Below are 18814 nucleotides of genomic sequence, written 5' to 3'. Positions count from 1 at the left end.
GACATATCATCGAAGTGCTGAATTAGAGACATAAAAAATCCGATATTATTTCTAATATCGGATTTTGAAGCTATGAAAAGATCAGTCAAGTGATCATAAAAATATTCTTAACTGATCAGCATTAAGCATTAGCTGGCCTTTTTATTTGCATGTATTTTTATTTGCCTACATAGGTAAACGGGCGCGTGCAACGACGCTGTCTGGCATTTTTTCGGCAAGCTTAGCGAGTAAATTTTCGACTTTCTTGTGAGTTGCTTTATCGGCAACCATTGAATGAAATAACCAACGGTAGGCGTCTTCATAATCGCGCGGGCTGCCATAACCTTGATTAAATAGATTAACCAAACGCATTTGTGCCTTTAGGTTACCTTGAGCTGATGCTTCTCGTAAATAGGTCACCGCCATTGCTTTATCTTGCTGCACTAACTGGCCAACATCATAGTAGCGACCAAGCTGCTCTAAAGCCGCGCCTAGCCCTTGCTGAGCGGCCTGACGCATGTAATAAACCCCTAACTCTACATTACGGTCTACACACACCGCATAAGCTAGCATATCGCCATACAGGAACTGATATGATGGCAGTGCCATTTTATTGGCTCGCGCTTCGATATCTTGCACTAACTGGCAATCATCTGCCTTGACACGTGCAAGGTGTGTATTTTTATTGATCAAGCCTATTAACTCGCTCTCTGTGTAAAGAGGCACAGCTGTGATAGGCTCTTCAGCCATACTCAGGCTTGAGAAGAGTAATGTTAAAGGCAATAAAACACGCATCAAAATCACTTAAATAAAGTCAGTCTTAGCAAATAATATACAAATATTATACCAAGTGAATTTTAGGCACAAAAAAAGCTGCCGAAGCAGCTTTTTCAGTCACTATGACGATTATGCAAATGGGCTGCGTAATACCATAGTTTCTACACGGTCTGGACCAGTAGAGATGATATCAACTGGAACACCAGTGATTTCTTCAATACGTTTGATGTAATCAAGTGCCGCTTGCGGTAATTGATCAACTGACGTAGCACCTACTGTGTTTTCTGACCAGCCTGGCATCTCTTCGTATACTGGTGTTACTTTCTCGTAACCTTCAGCTGCTAATGGTGTAACGTTCGTTACTGTGCCATCTTCTAACTGGTAACCAGTACAGATTTTTAATGTTTCTAAACCGTCTAAAACGTCTAGTTTAGTTAAACAGAAACCTGAGATGCTGTTGATTTGCACTGCACGGCGCATTGCCACTGCGTCTAACCAACCTGTACGGCGTAAACGACCTGTCGTCGCACCGAACTCATGACCTTTATCACCTAAGTGCTTACCAACTGGATCTTGCTTATCAAGACCGTCGTAAAGCTCTGTAGGGAATGGACCAGAACCTACACGTGTAGTGTAAGCTTTGATAATACCTAACACGTAATCAAGGTGTAATGGACCAAAACCAGCACCAGTCGCTACACCACCAGCTGTTGTGTTTGATGATGTTACGTACGGGTAAGTACCGTGGTCGATATCAAGTAATGTACCTTGCGCACCTTCAAATAAGATGTTGTCGCCCGCTAAACGCGTTTGGTCAAGAAGCTCAGTAACATCAACAACCATTGCTTTTAAGATATCTGCGATAGCCATTGCATCGTCAAATGTCTTTTGGAAGTCAACTGGTTCAGCTTTGTAGTAATGCTCTAAAGTGAAGTTATGGTATTCCAATACTTCTTTAAGCTTGCTAGCAAACTGTTCAGGATTGAATAAGTCACCTACACGTAAACCACGACGTGCTACTTTATCTTCATAAGCTGGACCGATACCACGACCTGTAGTGCCAATTGGCTTATCGCCACGTGCTTTTTCACGGGCTAAATCTAATGCAATGTGGAAAGGTAAAATTAATGGACATGCTTCGCTGATTAATAAGCGCTCACGTACTGGTACGCCACGCTCTTCTAGCATGCCAATTTCTTTCATTAATGCTTCTGGTGATAAAACAACACCATTACCGATCACACACTTAACATTGTCACGTAATACACCCGATGGAATAAGGTGTAAAACCGTCTTTTCACCGTTGATTACCAGAGTATGGCCTGCGTTATGACCACCTTGATAACGAACTACTAAAGATGCTTTGTCTGTAAGGAGGTCAACTACCTTACCCTTACCTTCGTCACCCCATTGGGTGCCTAGTACAACAACGTTTTTACCCATTGCAAATTCACTTAGAAAAAATTAGGACGAGATTTTATCAGAAAACGAGGTGAAAGATCACCCCGTTTAGCTTATTTTTTCTGCGCCTGAATTTTTATCTTCTCAATTACTTAAACAACTACATGCAGAACAGAGGTTTATAAAATTGTTAAGAATAAAAATTAATCACTTACAGAGACAAAAAAGCCCCACAAATTGCGGGGCTTTTGATCATACGAGTATTACTTACTGTACTTTTGTACCTTTCATATAATTAAAGAAGTCGCTATCAGGTGAAATTACCATCACGTCTTGTTTATCTTTAAAGGTATTTTTGTATGCTTCTAGGCTGCGCATAAAACCAAAGAATTCAGCGTCTTTGTTATATGCATTAGCATAGATAGCAGCAGCATCAGCATCACCTTGACCACGTACTGTACGAGCATTACGTTCAGCATCTGCAAGCATTACGGTTACACGGCGGTCTACTTCTGCGCGAATTGTCTCAGCTTTTTCTTGACCTTCTGAACGGTGCTCTTTAGCTACTGCAGTACGCTCAGCACGCATACGCTGGAAGATTGAGCTACTCACTTCTTGTGGTAAGTTAATTTGCTTAACACGTACGTCAAGTACTTCAATACCTAGCTCTTGCGCACTTTCAGACGCTTGAACTAACGCTTCTTCCATCAATTCACTACGCTCGCCAGAGACAATCTCTTTGATTGTACGAGAACCGAAATTAGTACGAAGTCCATTGTTCACCTTTTGCTTAAGCAGTGTTTCAGCATATTGCTTATCACCACGGGCACGTAGGTAAAATGCACTAAAGTCATTAATGCGCCACTTCACATAAGAATCAACGATTAAGTCTTTTTTCTCACTAGTAACAAAGCGGTCAGCTTCACCATCTAGCGTTTGAATTCGTGCATCTAAGCGACGTACTTGGCTAAAGAAAGGTACTTTTAAGTGTAAACCTGGGCCATATACTACAGCGTTATCGTCACTGTCTTTTTCAACTTTGCTGAATAATAAGACAATTGCTTTTTCGCCTTCTTGTACAACAAAAATCGCAGAAAAAGACAGCACAACTGCAAGGGCAAGTATTACTAAACTAAAATTTTTCATCTTACTTATCTCCCCTCATTAAAACGGTCAGTTGCGAAACGATCATTACTTGAATTAACCGTGCTGTTACGTGATGGATTTAACTTATTGCGAAGATCTTGAATATCACTTGAGCTTGGTAGCGCAACACGCGTTGCTGTACCTTGCTTTTCCATGATTTTATCAAGCGGTAGATACATCATATTATTACCGCCCTCTACATCAACTAACACTTTAGAGCTGTTACCTAGCACTTCTTCCATCGCATCGATATATAAGCGCTTACGAGTTACTTCTTTCGCAGCTTGGTACTCAGGTAACAGTTTTTCAAAACGTGCTACTTCACCTTGCGCTTCTAAAGTAATACGCTCACGGTACGCTTCTGCTTCTTGTGTCATACGCGTAACTTGACCACGGGCACGAGGCTCAATTTCACGAGCGTAAGCTTCAGCTTCACGGATAAAGCGTTCTTCATCTTCTTGTGCAGCAATAGCATCATCAAACGCGTCTTTTACTTCACCCGGCGGACGTGAATCTTTAAAGTTCACATCGCTTACGATAATACCCAAGTTGTAAGGCTCAATGATTTTGTTTAGTTCATCCCACGTTTGTTGGCGCACTAACTCACGACCAGTTGTTAGCACTTGGTCCATTTTTACATGACCAATCACATAACGAAGAGCACTATCAAGCGCTTGTTTCAAGCTGCCATCTGCGTCGGTTACGCTAAACTTGTATAGGTGTGGATCGATAACACGGTATTGTACTTCAAACTCTACATTTACCACGTTCTCGTCTTCTGTCAGCATGAAACCTTTTGCAGATAACGAGCGAACCGCTTCAATATCTACAGGGATCACGCGTTCAATGAAGGTCATTTTCCAACGTAAGCCAGGTTCTGCAATGCGATTGTATTGTCCAAATTGTAAAACAATACCGCGCTCGGCTTCTTTTACCGTGTAAATACCACTTAATGCCCATACAATGACGGCAATAATAAGGATGAAAGAAATGCCTGCGCCACCAAGTCCGCCGCCGTTTTTACCTGGCTTATTACCACCAAATAAACCGCCAAACTTGTTGCCGAATTTACGCATTACCTCGTCTAAATCAGGTGGGCCTTGATCTTTTCCGCCTTTATTATTCCACGGATCTTTATCATTGCCATTATTACCCGGTTCATTCCAGGCCATAGCTATACTCCATTGTTATCTAAATGAATTAGGTTAAATCTATCAAATCTACAGCATTTCTCATACTAAAAAAGACAAATGCTGGCGATTTTTAATCAGTCACTACAAAAGAGTCGAGGTCTTGTCCCATCTCTTTTTTCAAGCGATTCCATTCTGCCATTGGCAAGCGTACCGATAACAACCAGTTTCCTTGCTCATCAAAACGTTCTTGATGAACTGCGTTTAAGTTGAATAATGCTGCACGAATACGACCATGTTGTGGTGGTAATTTTAGCTCATCAGCAAACATCTTCTTGGCAAGTAACTCATTAATTGCCTCACTTAGCAGTTCACAGCCAACGCCAGTGCGCGCCGACAACCAGACTCGTACCGGTTGACCTTCGTCGTTTCTATCTATACGTGGCGCAACGTCATCTAGCGCATCAATTTTGTTATAAACCAATAATTGCGGCACTTCATCTGCTTCGATTTCTTTTAAAACAGACTGTACTTGCTCAATATTTTCTTTTCGACGAGGGTCTGCCACATCGATAACATGCAACTGTAAATCAGCTTCACGGGTTTCTGTTAAGGTCGCTTTAAATGCTGCAACAAGGTCATGAGGTAAGTGACGAATGAAACCTACCGTATCCGCTAAAATAATTGGACCTATATCGCCTATATCTAACTTACGTAAGGTTGGATCTAGGGTTGCGAATAGCTGATCAGCAGCATACACATCTGAGTCAGTAATACGGTTAAATAACGTTGATTTACCCGCATTGGTATAACCTACTAGTGACACAGTTGGAATTTCATTTCGCGTACGCGCACGTCGCCCCTGCTCACGTTGAACAGCAACTTTATCTAAACGGGCACGAATATTTTTAATTCTTGCGCGTAGTAGTCGTCTATCGGTTTCGAGCTGGGTTTCACCCGGACCACGTAACCCTATCCCGCCTTTTTGTCTTTCAAGGTGGGTCCACCCACGGATCAAGCGAGTAGAAATATGGCGTAACTGAGCTAACTCAACCTGAAGTTTACCTTCGTGAGTTCGCGCTCGCTGCGCAAAAATATCTAAGATCAAACTCGTACGATCAAGAACGCGGCACTGGCAAACGCGCTCTAAATTGCGTTCCTGTGACGGGCTAAGTTGATGGTTGAAAATAATGACATCTGCATTGTGGATTTTGACAGTTTCAGCGATTTCTTCTGCTTTTCCGGTCCCGACGAAAAGTTTCGGATGCGGTGCTTGACGACTGCCTTGCACAATCGCCAAACTACTAACACCAGCAGAAGATACCAACAACTCTAATTCGTGAAGATCTTCGCGATCTCCCTCTTTAGGTAAGTCGATATGAACTAAAACTGCCTGTTCGCCGGCTTCATAACGGTCAAACAAGCATTACGCTCCTAAGTTTAAAAATTTCCAGATTCTTGCTCTTCTGAATCATCACTTCCTTGAACGCCTTGGAAGTTAACAGAACGCGCTGGAACAACAGTTGAAATAGCGTGTTTATACACCATTTGATTTACGGTGTTTTCAAGTAAAATAACAAATTGGTCAAATGACTGGATTTTACCCTGCAATTTAATGCCATTAACCAAAAAGATTGATACTGGAATGCGCTCACGACGTAACGCATTTAAAAATGGGTCTTGTAACGACTGGCCTTTTGCCATGTTATTTTCCTTCGTTCTAGGTGTTATTATAATTAAGTAGCTGAACTAATTTAACAAAGCTAAAAAACTTTCAGCTACTACTAGCTTAGCGAACTTACTACACGTTGCAAGTTTTCTTCATCACCCGTGGTTAACCAAGTTACTTCAGGCCAACCTCTTAACCAAGTCAGTTGTCGCTTGGCTAACTGCCGTGTGGCTGCAATACCACGAAAGACCATTTCATCATAGTCAATATCGCCAGCAATGTAATCCCACATTTGTCTATAACCCACACAACGAATCGAAGGTAGGTCTGGGTGTAAATCCTTACGTTTATATAGGGATGAAACTTCATTTTCAAACCCCTGATCGAGCATTATTTTAAACCTTTTCTCAATTCGCTGATGTAATTCACTGCGATCATCAGGTGCAATGGCAAATTGATAGAAAGTATAAGGAAGCTCAGGCTGCTTTTGTTTTTGCAGCTCAGTCATTGTTTTACCTGTTATACGATACACTTCTAATGCACGATTAATTCTTTGCGAATCATTTTCGCTCATTTTTTTCGCTGCATCAGGATCGATTTTCACAAGTTCTTTATGCAAATGTGGCCAACCAAACTGTGCTGCTTCTTTTTCGAGTTCAGCACGTACTTCAGGTGATGCCTCTGGTAGCGGTGATAAGCCATCAATAAGCGACTTAAAATACATCATTGTACCGCCAACCAATACAGGTACTTTACCTTGCTGATGAAATAGATCAATCTTTTCAATTGCATCACGGCGAAAATCTGCCACTGAATAACTTTCTGCTGGGTCGATAATATCAATTAAGTGATGCGGCGCACGAGCAAGCTCTTCGGCATTTGGCTTTGCCGTGCCGATGTCCATATCTTTATAGACTAATGCTGAATCAACACTGATTATTTCTGTGTTTAAATGCTCACACAGCGAAATTGCTAAATCTGTTTTCCCTGCAGCGGTTGGTCCCATTAAAAAAATGACGGGTAAGTTATTCAAGCCTAAATACCTTGCTTAGTTTAAAAACTGAGATAGTTCTATTTTAACTGCTTTTTGACGTAAACGTTGCATAGTTTGTGGATTATTTTCTAACCGAGCTACTTGCTCCATAAAGGCTTGGCTTGCGTAATAACGTGTTGGTATTTGTTGAGCTAACCAAGCTAACCATTCATCGAGTGAACTTGGTGAGGCTTTACAGCCAGCAATAAGCCGCTCAATAGCATCACTTACATCAAGTAAATACACACAAGGCGGAAGCTTTTTAACCATCACAAACTGCTTTTCTATTACTAAATCAAAACCAAGTAAGGTAAACCACGACTGCTGAGCATTTAACGCACTAATATCATCAGCACTTGCATTTACTCGCACAGGTAACAATAAGGCTTTGCCGTCAAGGCTACCTGCTTGCTCTACGTGCGCTTGCCAGTCGAGTGCTAAAGCATGCTTAAAGTGCGCAGCAAAGAGTTGGTTGTCTTCACTAAATACGCATTCGCCCTCGCGTACGTGGATGAATTTGGCAAGCTTAGCTTGCTCAACAACCGGTACTGTAACGCTTGGCTCTGGGCGTACTTGGTCAAAATGCGCAGCATGTTGCTCACTGATCCCTTGATAAAAGGCATTGACATCTTGATGCGATGTTTTACTGCGGCCTTGGCTGTCGCTACTAAAGCCACCACCAGAGCGCCCTGTTCCTGTTGTCCCAGAGTAACTACCTGAACGAGTTGGCTGCAATTCAGATTTAGGGTAATCATATTGCTCTGTTGGCGCTGATTGAGTAAAACTTGGCTGCATGCTGCTTGAGTGCGCCTCATCAAACGAAGCATGCTGAAAAGCAGTGTCATTATACTCTGTAAAACCAGCTTCATGCTGAAGCGGTACCACCACTTGTTTTATTGCCTGTAGAATAAAGTCATGCACTAAACGGCCTTGATGAAAACGCACTTCATGTTTCGCTGGGTGCACATTTACATCGACCTGACGTGGGTCAATATCAATATAAATGACAAAACCTGGCAGCTCTTCAGAGCCAGCGACTTCTTCAAAGGCTTGGCGGATTGCATGCAAAATGAGTTTATCGCGCATCATGCGATTATTCACATAGGTATATTGCGTGCTATTCGTTGAGCCCAAGGGCAATACCCAACCTCGCAACATCAAACCTGCTTCACCTGACTGAATATGCAGCCCCTGTTCACTAAATGCTTTACCCGCCACTTGTGCAACACGGCTTATCGCTTGCTCAGGGTTTGGTTTAGCACGGTATTGACGCACGACCTTGCCATTATGAGTCAGGGTGATAGAGACATCAAAACGACTCAGCGCAATACGCTTTATGAGCTCATCAATATGTGAAAACTCGGTTTTCTCGGTGCGAAGAAATTTACGGCGCGCAGGGGTATTAAAGAATAAGTCTTTCACCTCAATGGTGGTACCATCAGGGTGTGCTGTTGGCTTAATCTGCACCGCCATATCGCGACCTTCAGCAAACGCTTGCCATGCCGCTTCTTGCTGCTTTGGCTTTGAGCTTAAGGTTAAGCGAGAAACAGAACTAATTGATGCTAACGCTTCACCACGAAAACCCAGTGAGCAAATGTTCTCAAGATCATCGAGTGACTTAAGCTTACTCGTAGCATGGCGCGACAAGGCTAATGTTAGCTCATCTTTATTAATGCCAGAGCCATTATCGCGGATACGAATTAGCTTATGCCCACCACGCTCAATATCTATTTGAATGCGCGTTGCGCCAGCATCTAAACTGTTTTCAACCAGCTCTTTAACAACGGATGCGGGGCGTTCAACCACTTCACCCGCTGCAATTTGGTTAGCCAATCGCGCGGGTAGTATTTCTATACTCATAGTGTTCCTAACACGAAAATTGACTAGCTTTGAGGAATATCAAGCTCTTGACCAATAAATAAGGTATTCGATTTTAAGTTGTTGGCCGTTTTTAGCTTACTCACCGAGGTGTTGTATCTGCTTGCTAAAATACTTAACGATTCACCAGGGCGAACTTTGTGTTTAGTCGGAAACTGCGACTTTAACTTAGCAAATAGTGAATCATCTGGTGGATTCTTCATGTAGTAATTTTTAATCGAGGTGAAAATTGCTTTAGCTAAGCGCTCCTGATGCTGCGCCGTTTTTAGCATTCGCTCTTCACGCGGATTCGAAATAAACCCTGTTTCGACCAAAATAGACGGAATATCGGGTGATTTCAATACCGCAAGGCTCGCCGCTTGCGGGCGTTTTTTATGCATTTTAGCCACTTTTCGTAATTCGCTAACCACTTCTTCTGCGACACTAAAACCTGTTTTCATCGAGTGATCCATCGACATATCTAGCAGTGCTTGTGCTAAATATTTTTCGCTTGCAGTATCTTTTAATACCCCAGCTGCTCCACCTAAAAGCTCTGAGTGTTTTTCTTTATCCTCAATCCATTTACCAATTTCTGAATTTGCACGGCGCAGTGATAGCACCCACACTGAGGCACCGTTTGGCTGCGGGCTAGTAAAGGCATCCGCATGAATCGACACAAAGAAATCAGCTTTTTTCTTACGAGCTATGCTGGTACGGGTGTTTAGATTTACAAAGTAATCACTGCGGCGCACCATACGCGAAATCATGCCTTTTTCAGCATCTATCATTCGCTCTAAGCGCTTCGCTATTTGTAGCGTAATATCTTTTTCATAAGTGCCTGATGGACCAATTGAACCGGGGTCTTCACCACCATGACCTGCATCAATGGCAATAACAATATCGCGCTCTTGATTAAGTTCGCGTTTTTTCACACTGGTATTGGTCGAAACAACGGGCTCAGCCTTCGGTGTTTTATCAACAAGGTCAACCACTAAACGATGCTTGTAGGGATCGGTTGGTAGTAAAGCAAATACAACAGGTTTACTGGCACGGGCTAGCTCAAAGACAAAACGCACACTTTTGCTGTCTTTTGGTTTTGAGTAACGCAGTTTGGAAACAATCTGATGCTTTTGAGGAATAGCTGGCAAGCTATCTAGTTTGTCGGTATTTTTTAAATCAATGACTAAACGAGCTGGGTTTTTCAGCATGAAATAGCTGAAATCAGGCTTATCGTTTAAATCAAAGACCACTCGAGTGCTGTCAGGTGAGGGCCACACTCGTACGCTATTAATGGTATTTTGTGCAAGCGCAATCTGGCTAACAACCAATAACATCAAAGTAGTTAATAGTTTAAACGTACAACGACCCATTTTTACTAATACACCTTTATTTTTATATGTTTATTCTTGCGCGCTCGTAAGTTGCTGAACGATAGTCTTACCACGCTCGGTTAAGCTATTAATTGTAATAGCACGCGCCTCGCCTTCATAGCGTAGGGTGATATCAAGATCTGGTGTTGGAATAAATTCGCCGCCTTTTTCAGGCCATTCCACAACACAAATGGCCTGTGGTGAAAAATAGTCACGAATTCCCATATATTCAAGTTCTTCAGGATCACCTAAGCGATATAAATCAAAGTGATAGACATCAGCTTTGGCTAATTGGTAAGGCTCAACCAGTGTATAAGTTGGACTCTTAACCTTACCTTGATGACCGAAACCTTGCACGATACCACGGGTTAATGTCGTTTTACCGGCACCTAAATCACCATGTAAATAGATGACTGCTCCTTGCTCCATTAAGGTTGCAAGTTGCTTACCCATATTAACCGTTGCTGCTTCATCAGCGAGTGGAAAACCAACACTGTCGGTCATTATTACCTCATGAAAAACTAAAAACACATTACTTTGTTAATCATACCAGAATAATTTTGTAAGGCGAGAGCCGCTCTTATGACTAATTTGACAAAAAAAAGCCGGCAAAGTTGCCGGCTTTTTAGCTTAAACAGAATTTTGTTTACAGACCTAGTTTCTTCTCAAGGTAGTGGATGTTTGTACCACCGTTTTGGAAGTTTTCATCTGCCAAGATTTTCTTGTGCAGTGGTGTGTTGGTCTTGATGCCATCAATCACTAATTCGTTTAACGCATTGCGTGAACGAGCAATGGCTACATCACGGTTTTCACCGTAACAGATCAGCTTACCAATCATTGAATCGTAATGAGGTGGTACTGTGTAATCTGCGTAGATGTGGCTGTCCCAACGAATACCTAAACCGCCAGCAGGGTGGAATCGCGTGATTTTACCTGGTGATGGAATAAAAGTGTCTGGGTCTTCCGCATTAATACGGCACTCAATTGCGTGACCACGAATAACCACATCTTCTTGTGTGAATGATAGTGGCTGGCCAGCTGCAATTTTTAGCTGTTCTTTGATTAAGTCAACGCCAGTAACCATTTCTGTTACTGGGTGCTCAACCTGAATACGGGTATTCATTTCGATGAAATAGAACTCGCCGTTTTCGTATAAGAATTCGAACGTACCTGCACCGCGATAACCAATTTCGATACATGCACGAGTACAACGGTCACCGATGAACTTACGCATTTCAGCTGTGATACCTGGCGCTGGCGCTTCTTCAACAACTTTTTGGTGACGACGTTGCATTGAACAATCACGCTCACCTAAGTGAACTGCATTGCCTTGACCGTCTGCCAGTACTTGAACTTCGATGTGACGTGGGTTTTCAAGGAATTTTTCCATGTAAACCATGCCATTACCAAAGAACTGCTTAGCTTCTTGCTGAGTAAGAGCGATTGAATCAATCAGTTCTTTTTCGCTGCGAACAACACGCATACCACGACCACCGCCGCCGCCTGCTGCTTTAATGATTACAGGGTAACCAATACGCTTAGCGATTTGAATGTTGCGCTCACTGTCTGCCGTTAATGGGCCATCAGAACCTGGTACACAAGGTACACCGGCTTTACGCATCGCTTCGATTGCAGAAACTTTGTCACCCATTAGACGAATCGTGTCGCCTTTAGGACCGATAAATACAAAGCCGCTTTGCTCAACTTGATCAGCAAAGTCTGCATTTTCAGAAAGGAAACCATAACCTGGGTGGATAGCAACTGCGTCTGTTACTTCTGCCGCTGCAATAATGCGCGGAATATCTAAGTAACTTTCAGTGGCTGCTGGTTTACCAATACAAATTGTTTCGTCTGCCAGTAACACGTGCTTAAGATCACGGTCTGCCGTTGAATGCACAGCAACAGTTTTGATCCCAAGCTCTTTGCAGGCGCGCAGTACACGAAGTGCAATTTCACCTCGGTTTGCAATGACTACTTTATCTAACATAGAGTTGGCCTTTTGTTGCGCTATTATTCAATGATGAATAAAGGTTGATCGAATTCTACTGGCTCGCCATTTTCAACTAAGATAGCTTTTACTGTGCCTGCTTTATCAGATTCGATTTGGTTCATCATCTTCATTGCTTCAACGATACATAACGTATCGCCAACATTTACTTTAGAACCTACTTCTACGTATGGTGCTGCTTCTGGAGAAGCCGCTGAGTAGAATGAACCAACCATAGGAGATTTAACTTGATGGCCAGTCGGTGCAGCTGGAGCAGCCGCTTCTGCTGCTGGTGCCTCTGCTACTGGAGCTGGAGCTGGAGCCGCTGCTGGTGCAGGTGCTGCAAACTGCTGTGGTGCATACTGCATTGCAGGTGCTGCAGACATGTTGTTACGATTGATGCGTACTGACTCTTCACCTTCAGTGATTTCTAATTCAGCAATACCAGATTCTTCTACTAGTTCGATAAGTTTTTTGATCTTGCGAATATCCATTGAACGACCCGCCTGTTAGTTATTTAAAAAATTAATGTGTGTTTTGCAACCGGCTAACAGCAGCTTCAAGTGCCACCTTATAACCCATTGCTCCTAATCCAATAATGACGCCTTGTGCCACATCCGAAAAATACGAATGATGACGGAATGCTTCTCGAGCATGCACATTACTTAAATGCACCTCGTAAAAGGGAATGTTTACACTGAGTAATGCATCCCGTAAGGCTACGCTTGTATGCGTAAATGCAGCAGGATTGATAATTATTGCATCAACCATTTGCCATGCATCGTGAATGCGTTCTATTAATGCAGCTTCACTGTTACTTTGGAAATGCGTTAAATCAACATTGAGACCGGCAGCAACCTGACTAAGTTCAGCTATAATCTCATCAAGAGATTGAGTACCGTACTTTTCTGGTTCACGCTTGCCAAGCATGTTTAAATTTGGCCCATTTAGAACTAAAAGTTTGAATTTTGCAGCCATAATACGCGATATATCCTATAAGTAAGCAGTTTAACCATATTCATCATAAACCCACGCTTAACCTAAGCGTGCTGATGTAAAATAGCAACTAATTCTCACGTTAACCACCTATTATAGACATTTCGACGTAAATAGCAGCAAAATACTGGTCTAATCACTCCCCATTCGTGGTAAAGTCAAGCATAGCAAGGCACACAACAGGGTCATTCCAGCTGTTTTTCTGTTGATAAATTGAGCTTCAATCAGTGAATTTGCTATTTTTCACTTAAAATAAGTATTTTTTACGATGCAGATACAAAAACGCCACTCAGATGAGTGGCGTTTTGCTATTTTCTTGCACGTTTGCGTTTATTTAGCGGTATTTCGAACTTTTGCTAAATGTTCTGCAAAGTCTTTGGCATTTAAAAAGCCTGTTACACGTTGCTCTAAAAGCTCATTACCTTGGCTATCAAAGAACAAAATGCTCGGTAAACCGAACACCGTGTATTCCTCCATTAGCTCTATGGTCTTTGCATCGCTTTCGGTTAAATCGATTTGAATTAATTCAAAGTGAGCAAATTGCTCTTGCACTTTAGCGTCAGGAAACGTGTAGTGCTCAAACTCTTTACAGGCAACGCACCAGTCGGCATATAAGTCGACCATTACTAAGCGCCCCTCGCTACTTGCCTGTGCAATTTCTTCTTTTAATTCACTTAGATTAGCAACTTGTCTAAAACCATGTGTTTGCACAGCAGCTTCTCCAACCACCGCTTTACTTGGCCAGAAATAACTTTTCGTTAAACTCGCCCCAGTTACAACCAATAAGGTAGCAGTAAACCACAATGCTGTTTTTAGCTTGCCCTGTGATTGACCACTTTGCCAATGGTGTAAATAAAGCGCTGTAGCAAGTGCCAATAAACCCGCCATTAACCAGATAATTTCAATATCAACAATACGCTCAAGCAGAATAAGTGGTACAACTAGCATAATGAAACCAAATAGGGTTTTCACTTGCTCCATCCAACCACCGGCTTTTGGTAGTAATTTACCACCAGAAGTCCCCAGTAATAATAATGGTAAGCCCATGCCTAAACTGAGCACATAAAGTGTTAAACCACCAACTAGATAGTCACCACTTTGCGCCACATAAAGTAAAGCAGCAGATAAAGGTGCTGTTGTACATGGTGAAGCAATCAAACCAGACAGTACACCCATCATAAATACGCCAACATAGTTGCCGCCTTTTTGCTGGTTACTAACCTGAGTGAGTTTATTCATCATGCCGCTAGGTAACTTGATTTCGTACCAGCCAAACATCGACATTGCCAGCAATACAAATAAGATACTAAAGCTAATTAGTACAGTAGGATGCTGTAAATACCCTTGTACTTGCCCACCTAATGATGCAACCACTAAGCCCAGTGCTGCGTAAGTAACGGCCATACCTTGTACATACACAAAAGACAGCGAGAACGCTTTTTTAGTCGACAAATTCTGCTGACCCGCAATAAGGCTCGACAAAATCGGAAACATTGGGAATACGCATGGCGTAAAGGCAAGACCAACACCCACTAAAAAGAAGATTACTAGGTTAGTTAGTAAACCTTGCGATGCCAGCTTATCGGTATATGACTGCTCACCAGCTGGTTTTGAAACTTCTTGAGAAGGGGCTGATGACGCTTCATTTTCATCAGCTGCTTGTGTTAATGCAGCCAATGCGTTCCCCGCATCTGCAGCCTGTGATACTTGCTCACCTGCAATCACAGATAAAGGAATGGTTCTAACTTCTGGCGGATAACATAATCCCGCCTCGGCACAGCCTTGAAAACGCACTTTAACAACCGCACCTTCTGTGACGTTGCTGAGCTTAGAAACCACACTTAACGAATCAAAGAATACCTCAGTCTTACCAAAAAATTCATCTTCAATAATCACGCCCTTGCCAAGATCAGGAACTTCAATATCAGCGCCTTTGGCAATAATTTCGACTTTCTTTTTGTAAAGGTAATAATCAGGCGCAATATCCCAGCCAATAAATAAGGTTTTGCCTTGCTGGTCAAAATCGAAAACAAACGCCTGATCAACCGGGAGAAATGTTTGCTCCGCAGGTTGTAGTAGATTTCCAAGTAAATTGTTATTACTTGCACTTGCTGGCATAAGCCACAATGCACAAAGTAATAAAAGGAACGATCGCATTAATTAAGTACCTCATCCATCCAATTAAAATAGGCTAAATTGCCCGTAGCCACATCAACGACCTGAATTTCAGGCACCTCATAACTATGCAATTTCTTGATAGTTTGGATCACCTCATTCATTTTTTCTGACTTAGTTTTGATCAGTAACTTACTCTCAATAGCTTGAGTTACCTCGCCTTCCCACATGTAAATAGATTCAATAGTAGGCAAAATGTTCACACAAGCAGCTAGCTTTTCTTTAACTAGATGTTGTGCCAACTGACGGGCTTCAGCCTCATTTGCACAAGTCGTAAAAATAAGTCGAAAATGCGTAGTCATAAGGAACCTTTATTTGATTACGTGAGTCGCACCATAGTAGCCGATAGTAACTATAATGTGTAGCGAGCAAGGTGATCCTAGGTTCCGTCTTGAAAAATGACCTGCTCACCCCAATTTATATTTCACTGACTCGAAAGAGAATGACATTTTTTAGAGAGCGTTATGTTTAGATTTTTGTTTTTGTTATTTATTTTAGTGCCGATTGTGGAGATCGCGTTACTCATCCAAGTGAGTGAAGTGATCGGCGGCTTTGCCACCATAGCGCTTGTAATTGTGACCGCGATTGTCGGCGCGAAATTAGTGAAGCAGCAAGGTATGGGCGCGATTCAAAACGTGCAATTACAAATGGCACAAGGGCAAATGCCTGCAAAAGAATTATTTACTGGATTGTGTGTCATTATCGCCGGTGTTTTATTAATGACACCAGGCATCATGACTGACTTTTTTGGCTTTTTACTTCTTACGCCAGCAATCCGCAACAAACTGGCTGCAGGCCTTGCTAGTAAAGCGACCGTGCGCATGAGTTCGCAGGCAAATCAAGGCTCTGCACACTTCCAATACCATAGTAAAACAACCACTCATGAAGAGCCAAACCATCAACCTACAACTATTGATGGTGAATTTGAGCGAAAAGATTAAAATTTTTTAATTTTTGTACTTGGATTTTTTTAAGCCACCCCCATTAATGAATGCAATGAAACGCAACGGGTGGCTTAGCACTCCCCTGCAATAACACAAGATTTTTTCTGTACTGTTCAGAAACTGTTAGGAGAACTAAATAAATGAACATTCGTCCTTTACATGATCGCGTCATCGTTAAGCGTCTAGAAGAAGAAACTAAGTCTGCTGGCGGTATTGTATTAACTGGCTCTGCAGCTGAAAAATCAACTCGCGGAGAAGTTATCGCTGTTGGTAATGGCCGTGTTTTAGACAACGGTGAAGTAAGAGCATTAGAAGTTAAAGCCGGTGACACTGTGCTGTTCGGCTCTTATGTTGAAAAAGTTGAAAAGATCGAAGGTCAAGAGTACCTGATCATGCGTGAAGATAACATTCTAGGCATTGTAGGCTAATCCTACTTTTCGTTTAGCAACCCGTTTACAGAATTTAAGAGGAATTTAATCATGGCAGCAAAAGAAGTACTTTTTGCAGGTGACGCACGTGGCAAAATGCTAACTGGCGTAAACATTTTAGCTAACGCAGTAAAAGTAACTTTAGGTCCTAAAGGCCGTAACGTTGTATTAGACAAATCATTCGGCGCGCCAGTGATCACTAAAGACGGTGTATCTGTTGCAAAAGAGATCGAGCTTGAAGACAAGTTCGAAAACATGGGCGCTCAAATGGTTAAAGAAGTAGCGTCTAAAGCGAATGACGCTGCAGGTGACGGTACAACAACTGCAACAGTATTAGCGCAAGCTATCGTAAACGAAGGCTTAAAAGCAGTTGCAGCGGGTATGAACCCAATGGACCTTAAGCGTGGTATCGACAAAGCAGTTACTGCAGCAGTTGAAGAGCTTAAAGCACTGTCTGTTCCATGTGCAGACACTAAAGCAATTGCACAAGTAGGTACTATTTCTGCTAACTCTGATAAAGAAATCGGTGACATTATTGCAGAAGCAATGGAAAAAGTAGGCCGTGATTCAGGCGTTATCACTGTTGAAGAAGGTCAGTCACTAGAAAACGAACTAGACGTAGTTGAAGGTATGCAGTTTGACCGCGGTTACCTTTCTCCATATTTCATCAACAACGCTGAAAAAGGCGCTGTAGAGCTAGACAACCCATTCATTCTACTTGTAGACAAAAAAGTATCTAACATCCGTGAGCTACTACCTACATTAGAAGCTGTTGCTAAAGCTAGCAAGCCACTACTTATCATTGCTGAAGACCTTGAAGGTGAAGCACTTGCAACACTTGTTGTAAACAACATGCGCGGTATCGTTAAAGTATCTGCGGTTAAAGCACCTGGTTTTGGCGACCGTCGTAAAGCAATGCTACAAGACATCGCAGTATTAACAGGTGGTACTGTTATTTCTGAAGAAATCGGTTTAGAGCTAGAGAAAGCGACAATCGAAGACCTAGGTACAGCGAAGCGCGTTGTGATCACTAAAGATGATACAACAATCATCGACGGTGCAGGCGAAGAAGACGGCATCAATGGTCGTGTTGCACAAATCAAAGCACAAATCGAAGAAGCGACGTCTGACTACGATAAAGAGAAACTACAAGAGCGTATGGCTAAACTAGCTGGCGGTGTTGCAGTAATCAAAGTTGGCGCAGCAACTGAAATCGAAATGAAAGAGAAAAAAGACCGCGTTGAAGATGCACTACACGCAACTCGCGCAGCGGTTGAAGAAGGTGTTGTACCAGGTGGTGGTGTTGCACTAGTTCGCGTAGCAAGCAAACTTGTTGAACTTGCTGGCGACAACGAAGACCAAAGCCACGGTATCAAAGTTGCACTACGTGCGATGGAAGCACCACTTCGTCAAATCGTAACTAACGCTGGTGACGAAGCATCTGTTGTTGTTAACTCAGTAAAAGGCGGTGAAGGTAACTACGGTTACAACGCAGCATCAGGCGAGTACAACGACATGATCGAAATGGGTATCTTAGACCCAACTAAAGTAACGCGTTCTGCACTACAATACGCAGCTTCAATCGCGGGTCTTATGATCACAACTGAAGCAATGGTTGCTGAAATCCCGAAAGATGAGCCAGCTGCTCCAGATATGGGCGGCATGGGCGGCATGGGTGGTATGGGCGGCATGATGTGATAAACATCACCTCCTAAGCACCTCGCTTTAAAAACCCAGCTCCGGCTGGGTTTTCTTTTAGCTATCAGTTTGAAGCTGTCAGCTATCAGAAACTGACTGATCTGACTCCATAAAAGTAGACACCTTTTTGGAGTCAGTAATCATGAAAGTAAAGTCACAGCGTAGATATTCCCTCGAATTTAAAATAAAAGTCGTTCAAGAGTCGTTAGACACCACAGATACAG

Annotated in this window: 18 protein-coding genes; 3 read left to right on the top strand and 15 right to left on the bottom strand. The window is 42.5% G+C overall.

What is annotated here, in order from left to right; all coding sequences use genetic code 11:
- Nucleotides 1–165: 165 nt before the first annotated feature.
- The 15 genes from L1272_RS21005 to cutA all read right to left on the bottom strand — a co-directional run bounded on the left by L1272_RS21005 (nucleotide 166) and on the right by cutA (nucleotide 15822).
- Nucleotides 166–774, bottom strand: a complete 609-nt coding sequence (locus L1272_RS21005; RefSeq protein WP_138600165.1) for a tetratricopeptide repeat protein — start codon at nucleotides 772–774, stop codon at nucleotides 166–168.
- 111 nt (nucleotides 775–885) lie between these two features.
- On the bottom strand, nucleotides 886–2199 hold the full coding sequence (locus L1272_RS21000) for an adenylosuccinate synthase (RefSeq protein WP_054552439.1): 1314 nt from the start codon (nucleotides 2197–2199) through the stop codon (nucleotides 886–888).
- A 225-nt stretch (nucleotides 2200–2424) separates the two neighbouring features.
- Entirely contained in the window at nucleotides 2425–3303 is an 879-nt protein-coding gene (gene hflC / locus L1272_RS20995; RefSeq protein ID WP_054552438.1) for a protease modulator HflC, read from the bottom strand.
- Between the two features lie 5 nt (nucleotides 3304–3308).
- A complete protein-coding gene (gene hflK / locus L1272_RS20990; protein WP_054552437.1) occupies nucleotides 3309–4475 on the bottom strand; it encodes an FtsH protease activity modulator HflK in 1167 nt (388 codons plus the stop codon).
- Between the two features lie 91 nt (nucleotides 4476–4566).
- The gene (hflX, locus tag L1272_RS20985; protein ID WP_054552436.1) at nucleotides 4567–5856 is read right to left on the bottom strand and encodes a ribosome rescue GTPase HflX; all 1290 of its coding nucleotides are present in this window, start codon (nucleotides 5854–5856) and stop codon (nucleotides 4567–4569) included.
- A 17-nt stretch (nucleotides 5857–5873) separates the two neighbouring features.
- On the bottom strand, nucleotides 5874–6137 hold the full coding sequence (gene hfq, locus L1272_RS20980) for an RNA chaperone Hfq (protein ID WP_054552435.1): 264 nt from the start codon (nucleotides 6135–6137) through the stop codon (nucleotides 5874–5876).
- Between the two features lie 80 nt (nucleotides 6138–6217).
- The gene (miaA, locus tag L1272_RS20975) at nucleotides 6218–7135 is read right to left on the bottom strand and encodes a tRNA (adenosine(37)-N6)-dimethylallyltransferase MiaA (protein WP_138600164.1); all 918 of its coding nucleotides are present in this window, start codon (nucleotides 7133–7135) and stop codon (nucleotides 6218–6220) included.
- Between the two features lie 15 nt (nucleotides 7136–7150).
- Complete coding sequence (mutL, locus tag L1272_RS20970; protein ID WP_235374214.1) at nucleotides 7151–8995, bottom strand: DNA mismatch repair endonuclease MutL; 1845 nt, start codon at nucleotides 8993–8995, stop codon at nucleotides 7151–7153.
- A gap of 23 nt (nucleotides 8996–9018) precedes the next feature.
- Nucleotides 9019–10326 (bottom strand): N-acetylmuramoyl-L-alanine amidase, encoded by a 1308-nt coding sequence (locus tag L1272_RS20965; RefSeq protein ID WP_235374215.1) that lies wholly within the window; start codon nucleotides 10324–10326, stop codon nucleotides 9019–9021.
- Nucleotides 10327–10392: 66 nt separating this feature from the next.
- The gene (tsaE, locus tag L1272_RS20960; RefSeq protein WP_235374213.1) at nucleotides 10393–10866 is read right to left on the bottom strand and encodes a tRNA (adenosine(37)-N6)-threonylcarbamoyltransferase complex ATPase subunit type 1 TsaE; all 474 of its coding nucleotides are present in this window, start codon (nucleotides 10864–10866) and stop codon (nucleotides 10393–10395) included.
- A 142-nt stretch (nucleotides 10867–11008) separates the two neighbouring features.
- Nucleotides 11009–12349 carry an acetyl-CoA carboxylase biotin carboxylase subunit gene (accC, locus tag L1272_RS20955; protein ID WP_054552430.1) on the bottom strand — a complete coding sequence of 447 codons (1341 nt, stop codon included), beginning with the start codon at nucleotides 12347–12349 and terminating at the stop codon, nucleotides 11009–11011.
- A gap of 23 nt (nucleotides 12350–12372) precedes the next feature.
- Nucleotides 12373–12843 (bottom strand): acetyl-CoA carboxylase biotin carboxyl carrier protein, encoded by a 471-nt coding sequence (gene accB, locus L1272_RS20950; RefSeq protein ID WP_175083047.1) that lies wholly within the window; start codon nucleotides 12841–12843, stop codon nucleotides 12373–12375.
- 31 nt (nucleotides 12844–12874) lie between these two features.
- A complete protein-coding gene (aroQ, locus tag L1272_RS20945) occupies nucleotides 12875–13327 on the bottom strand; it encodes a type II 3-dehydroquinate dehydratase (RefSeq protein WP_235374212.1) in 453 nt (150 codons plus the stop codon).
- A 348-nt stretch (nucleotides 13328–13675) separates the two neighbouring features.
- Nucleotides 13676–15502, bottom strand: a complete 1827-nt coding sequence (locus tag L1272_RS20940; protein WP_235374211.1) for a protein-disulfide reductase DsbD — start codon at nucleotides 15500–15502, stop codon at nucleotides 13676–13678.
- Nucleotides 15502–15822 carry a divalent-cation tolerance protein CutA gene (cutA, locus tag L1272_RS20935; protein WP_054552426.1) on the bottom strand — a complete coding sequence of 107 codons (321 nt, stop codon included), beginning with the start codon at nucleotides 15820–15822 and terminating at the stop codon, nucleotides 15502–15504. Before cutA ends, L1272_RS20940 begins: the two co-directional genes overlap by 1 nt.
- A 162-nt stretch (nucleotides 15823–15984) precedes the next feature.
- On the opposite strand from cutA, the gene L1272_RS20930 reads away from it, so the two are divergent.
- The 3 genes from L1272_RS20930 to groL all read left to right on the top strand — a co-directional run bounded on the left by L1272_RS20930 (nucleotide 15985) and on the right by groL (nucleotide 18590).
- Complete coding sequence (locus L1272_RS20930) at nucleotides 15985–16461, top strand: FxsA family protein (RefSeq protein ID WP_235374210.1); 477 nt, start codon at nucleotides 15985–15987, stop codon at nucleotides 16459–16461.
- 143 nt (nucleotides 16462–16604) lie between these two features.
- Nucleotides 16605–16892, top strand: coding sequence for a co-chaperone GroES (locus L1272_RS20925; RefSeq protein ID WP_063701599.1), 288 nt, complete (start codon nucleotides 16605–16607; stop codon nucleotides 16890–16892).
- A 51-nt stretch (nucleotides 16893–16943) separates the two neighbouring features.
- Entirely contained in the window at nucleotides 16944–18590 is a 1647-nt protein-coding gene (groL, locus tag L1272_RS20920; protein ID WP_054552424.1) for a chaperonin GroEL, read from the top strand.
- Nucleotides 18591–18814: the final 224 nt, after the last annotated feature.

It is taken from the genome of Pseudoalteromonas sp. PAST1, from assembly GCF_021532515.1.
Classification (GTDB): Bacteria; Pseudomonadota; Gammaproteobacteria; order Enterobacterales; family Alteromonadaceae; genus Pseudoalteromonas; species Pseudoalteromonas simplex.
The sequence above is the reverse complement of the archived record's forward strand: the minus strand, read 5'-3'. Positions and strand labels throughout refer to the sequence as shown.